Genomic DNA, 4,244 nt, shown 5'->3' with positions numbered 1-4,244 from the left:
AGTTCGGCGCGCATCAGGCTGCTCTTGAGTTCGTCGCGCTCCTTCTCCACCACACCGACGGCTTCGTTTACAGCCAGTTTCTGGGTAAGGGCGATGGAATCCATCTTGGCCTTTAAGGCCTGGATCTCGGCATCCTTCTCGCTGACGGTCTGCTGCAATTGCTGGGCCAGGCGGACTTCGGCCAGTTGCTGGTCGGCGAGCTTTTCCTTCCTGGCCTGCTCAAGCTCATTGGCGAGCTTGTCACGCTCGCGCTCGACATTGGCCATGGCGTCGGCCACGGCCATCTTCTGCGCCATTTCTCCCGCTTCCAGGCGCGCCTTCAATTCCTGGATCTCGGCGTCGCGGGCCGCTGCGGCTTTCTGCAACTCGGCCTCGGCCTTGGCCCGCGCCAGCTCGATGGCATTGCGCTTGTCCTGCTCGGCCAGTTCCAGGCGCTCGTGCAATTGCTGCTCGAAGGCGCTGTCGCGGACTTGCGAAAGGATGTCGGCGTAACCGGCTTCATCGATCTTGAAGGCTTTGCCGCAGTGGGGGCAGATGATGTCGTGCATGGCGGGTTCGGGTCCTGATTCTGGTTCTGGAGGGATGGGCGCTAGCTTAACGGATCGCGCACATCGCACCGACAAGAAACGAAAACAGAAATGCAAAAAGCCCGCACAAGGCGGGCTTTTCTGAATTTTGGTGGAAAGTGCAAGGTTTGAACTTGCGACCCCTGCAGTGTGAATGCAGTGCTCTACCACTGAGCTAACCTTCCATATTCAACTGGCTTTTTGCTACTGCGCCAATCGAGAGACAAGATTATGCCAAGCTTTTTGAATGTGTGCAAGCGCTTCGTAAATAATTCTTCATTTTTTATCGCCATGCAAAATCCTGCTGCCAGCAGGCCACACTCTTCTGGTCCGCGAGCTTGATCAAGCCGCCTGCTCGCCCGCCTCAGCGGTCGGCGGTTCGAAGCGCCAGACGCAGCTGCCGCGCGCTTCCTTGTCGAGCTGGTTCAGCACCTCTTCATGCAGCCCCAGTTCTTCCTCGCTGGCCGTGACCACGATCACCTCGGCCAGCGGCGCCAGTTCCAGCTTGCCGTCTTCGCCTTCGCTGAGGTCTTCCTCAGCGCCCAGGTCCATGGTCAAGGAGTTCTGGCCACGCGTCATGGACAGGTAGACCTCGGCCAGCAACTCTGCATCCAGCAGCGCGCCGTGCAGGACGCGGTGGGCGTTGGAGATGCCGTAGCGGTCGCACAGGGCATCCAGCGAATTGCGGCGGCCTGGGTGCAGTTCCTTGGCCATCTGCAGCGAGTCCACCACGTCGCTCACATGCTCCTTGAACGGCGGCAGGCCCAGCAAGGCCAGTTCGGCATCCAGGAAGCCGACGTCGAAAGGCGCGTTGTGGATGATGATCTGGGCGCCGCGCACGTAGTCCAGGAACTCGGCGGCGATCTGCTTTGAGGTGGGCTTGTCGGCCAGAAATTCGGTGGTCAGGCCGTGCACCGCCAGCGCGCCTTCTTCGGAGTCACGCTCGGGGGTTATGTAGAGGTGAGATTTTTTCCCGACAACTGGCGGTTGAGCATTTCCACGCAACCGATTTCCAGGATGCGGTTGCCGTTGCGCGGCGACAGGCCGGTGTTTTCGGTGTCGAGGATGATCTGGCGCATGATGACTCCTGCTGATGCGAATGCGGGTGGTTAGGATGGGATATGAATGAAATGACGGGATCGATTACTTGATGCTGTCCACGCCACGATTGGCCAACTGGTCGGCGCGTTCATTGCCGGCATGGCCGTTGTGGCCACGCACCCAGCGCCACTCGACCTGGTGCTGCTGCTGGGCGGCGTCCAGCGCCTGCCACAGGTCGGCATTCTTGACCGGTTCCTTGCTGGCAGTCTTCCAGCCGCGCGCCTTCCAGCCGTGGATCCATTCGCTGATGCCCTTCTGCACGTACTGGCTGTCGGTGTGGACCACCACTTCGCAGGGGCGCTTCAAGGCGTTCAAGGCCTGGATCACCGCCATCAACTCCATGCGGTTGTTGGTGGTGTTGGGCTCGCCACCGAAGATTTCCTTCTCCTTGCCGCCCGCCACCAGCAGCGCGCCCCAGCCGCCACGGCCAGGATTGCCCTTGCAGGCGCCATCGGAATAGATCTCTACTTTGTCCATACTCTTCACTTCAATTTGTTTGCTTGTGCACTTGTGCGCAATATAAGCGGGCCGCGATGATACCTGATCGCGCCAGAGGCCCGGTAAATTCAGTCGGTCTTGTGGATGCGATTGGTCACCGGCACGCCGCGTGGGGCTTGCAGTTTCTGGCGCTGCAAGGCCGGGCCGATGAGGCGCATTCCGGGGACGCGCTTGATGGCCTGCACAATGTAGACGGCGCCGAAATAGGGCCACCAGCGGTCGCCGGCCTTTTCCATGAAGCCGAAACGGTCCAGCCATTGCGTGGTTTCGCAAGGCGGTGCGTAGCAGCCGAAGTGGCCGCGGTTAACTTCCATGTTGAGCAGTTTGAGCCAGTCCTTCAGGCGCGGCAGGCGGATGAATTCGCCATCGCGCGGCAGGAAGTGCGCACCCGTCAGACGCCCGGCGGCTTGCCTCATGCCCCACAGGCTGCTGGGGTTGAAGCCGCAGATGATGACCTGCCCTTCCGGGATCAAGACCCGCTCCACTTCGCGCAGCACCTGGTGCGGCTCGGCGGCGAACTCCAGCACGTGCGGCAGGACCACCAGGTCCAGGCTTTGCGTGGCGAACGGCAGCTCGCCGAAATTGTGCGTGACCACCTGGGGGATCTCCAGCTCGGACTGGCCATCCACCGGCATCCGGTTGTCGGTGAGCCAGCGATAGGGCATCCGGTTGGCCTGCAGCGCATGGATCTGGGGCGAGCCGATCTGCACCGCGTTGAAGCCGAAGATGTCGGCCGTGAGCGTATTGAGGTGACGCTGCTCCCACTGGCGCAGGTAGTTGCCGATGGGCGTCTGCAACCAGGCGGCCAGGTCTATAATTTCGGCGTTGTTCACATTCGCAGCAGTTTCAGCCTTGTCAGCCATCTCTTCTTTCGCGCTCATGACCCAGCCAGCCAAGCCAGCTCAAGCAGATCAGAAAACTTCATTGGACGTCATGGCCGTACCGGCGTTCGACGACAACTACCTGTGGATCATCCATGACGGGCGCCATGCCGCCGTGGTCGACCCGGGCGACGCGGTCCCCGTGTTGGCCGCATTGCAGGCCGAGGGCCTGACGTTGGCCGCTATTCTACTGACTCATCATCATGCTGACCATGTCGGCGGTGTGGTCGAGCTGGCGCGCCAGGCGGTCAGCGATGCCTTCCCGGTGGTGCCGGTCTATGGTCCGGCGCGCGAGCAGTCCCGCATCAAGGGGATGACCATCCCGCTGTACGGGAATGAAGACATTGACATCCCCGCGCTGGGTCTGCGGCTGCAGGTCATCGAGGTACCGGGCCATACCCTGGGCCATATCGCCTATTACTCGGCCGAGCAAGGCCTGCTGTTCTGCGGCGACACGCTCTTTGCCGGCGGCTGCGGGCGGCTCTTCGAAGGTACGCCGGCGCAGATGGTCGATTCGCTGACCCGGCTGGCCAACCTGCCGGGCGACACGCAAGTCTATTGCGCCCACGAATATACGCTCTCCAACCTGAAGTTTGCCGCCGAGGTCGAGCCGGGCAATGCCGAGCTGGCCGCGCGCATCCTGCGCGAACGCGCCCGCCGCGAAAAAGGCGAAGCCACCGTACCGACCACCATCGCGCTGGAGCGCCAGACCAACCCCTTCCTGCGCGCCGGCGAAACGCAAATCCAGCAATCCCTGCAGAAGGCCGGGCGTTTGACGCAATTGGACGAAGTTAGCAGCTTCGCCGCCCTGCGCGAATGGAAAAATACCTACAGATAGCGCGCAGTTGAAGGAGGTTTAGCCCCAAATTCCCGCCAAATCAAGGACTTGGCTTTGTAACAGAGGCCAATTTTTGCTTGACTGGCGAAAAGGGTCTTCCGTACACTCCTCCAATTCCCCAAATTGGGCGCCAGCGTTTTTACGACTTTTTACCAACGGCGTCCGCCCGGTGTCCTGCATTGCTTAGGCACCACGCCGGGGAAACTCGCAGCTTCCGACCTTGCATTACCGTTAATCTGCACGCGCCCGTGATCGGACTTCCGGTCCCGCCGGCAGAAGGTGTCGAGCTTCATGACAGCTCTGCAACGGAAGCGCCGCACGCAAACTTTTGGCCTCTGGTACAGATATCGCCCTCATGCA

General features: G+C 61.2%; 3 protein-coding genes, 1 tRNA gene and 2 pseudogenes. 1 reads left to right on the top strand and 5 read right to left on the bottom strand.

Features of this window, described 5'->3' with window-relative positions; all coding sequences use genetic code 11:
* The 5 genes and pseudogenes from I5W_RS13740 to I5W_RS13720 all read right to left on the bottom strand — a co-directional run.
* Positions 1 to 548 (bottom strand): annotated as a pseudogene (locus I5W_RS13740) (DUF2130 domain-containing protein); the annotation flags it as partial.
* Positions 549 to 676: 128 nt separating this feature from the next.
* Positions 677 to 751, bottom strand: a tRNA-Val gene (locus I5W_RS13735).
* 157 nt (positions 752 to 908) lie between these two features.
* A pseudogene (gene dnaQ / locus I5W_RS13730) lies at positions 909 to 1,645 on the bottom strand (DNA polymerase III subunit epsilon).
* Positions 1,646 to 1,709: 64 nt separating this feature from the next.
* Positions 1,710 to 2,144 (bottom strand): ribonuclease HI, encoded by a 435-nt coding sequence (rnhA, locus tag I5W_RS13725; protein WP_017453949.1) that lies wholly within the window; start codon positions 2,142 to 2,144, stop codon positions 1,710 to 1,712.
* 89 nt (positions 2,145 to 2,233) lie between these two features.
* Entirely contained in the window at positions 2,234 to 3,028 is a 795-nt protein-coding gene (locus I5W_RS13720) for a class I SAM-dependent methyltransferase (protein WP_017453950.1), read from the bottom strand.
* Between the two features lie 61 nt (positions 3,029 to 3,089).
* On the opposite strand from I5W_RS13720, the gene gloB reads away from it, so the two are divergent.
* On the top strand, positions 3,090 to 3,884 hold the full coding sequence (gene gloB / locus I5W_RS13715) for a hydroxyacylglutathione hydrolase (protein WP_044529644.1): 795 nt from the start codon (positions 3,090 to 3,092) through the stop codon (positions 3,882 to 3,884).
* Positions 3,885 to 4,244 lie beyond the last annotated feature (360 nt).

The organism is Herbaspirillum sp. B65, assembly GCF_000333555.1.
GTDB classification, from domain to species: Bacteria; Pseudomonadota; Gammaproteobacteria; order Burkholderiales; family Burkholderiaceae_D; genus Herbaspirillum; species Herbaspirillum rubrisubalbicans.
Note: the sequence above shows the minus strand (reverse complement) of the source record. Positions and strands in the feature narration are given on the sequence as shown.

Bases quoted from the DNA above. Each gene is read 5' to 3' on its own strand.
- rnhA (WP_017453949.1), bottom strand. From the start codon at position 2,144: ATGGACAAAGTAGAGATCTATTCCGATGGCGCCTGCAAGGGCAATCCT.
- I5W_RS13720 (WP_017453950.1), bottom strand. From the start codon at position 3,028: ATGGCTGACAAGGCTGAAACTGCTGCGAATGTGAACAACGCCGAAATT.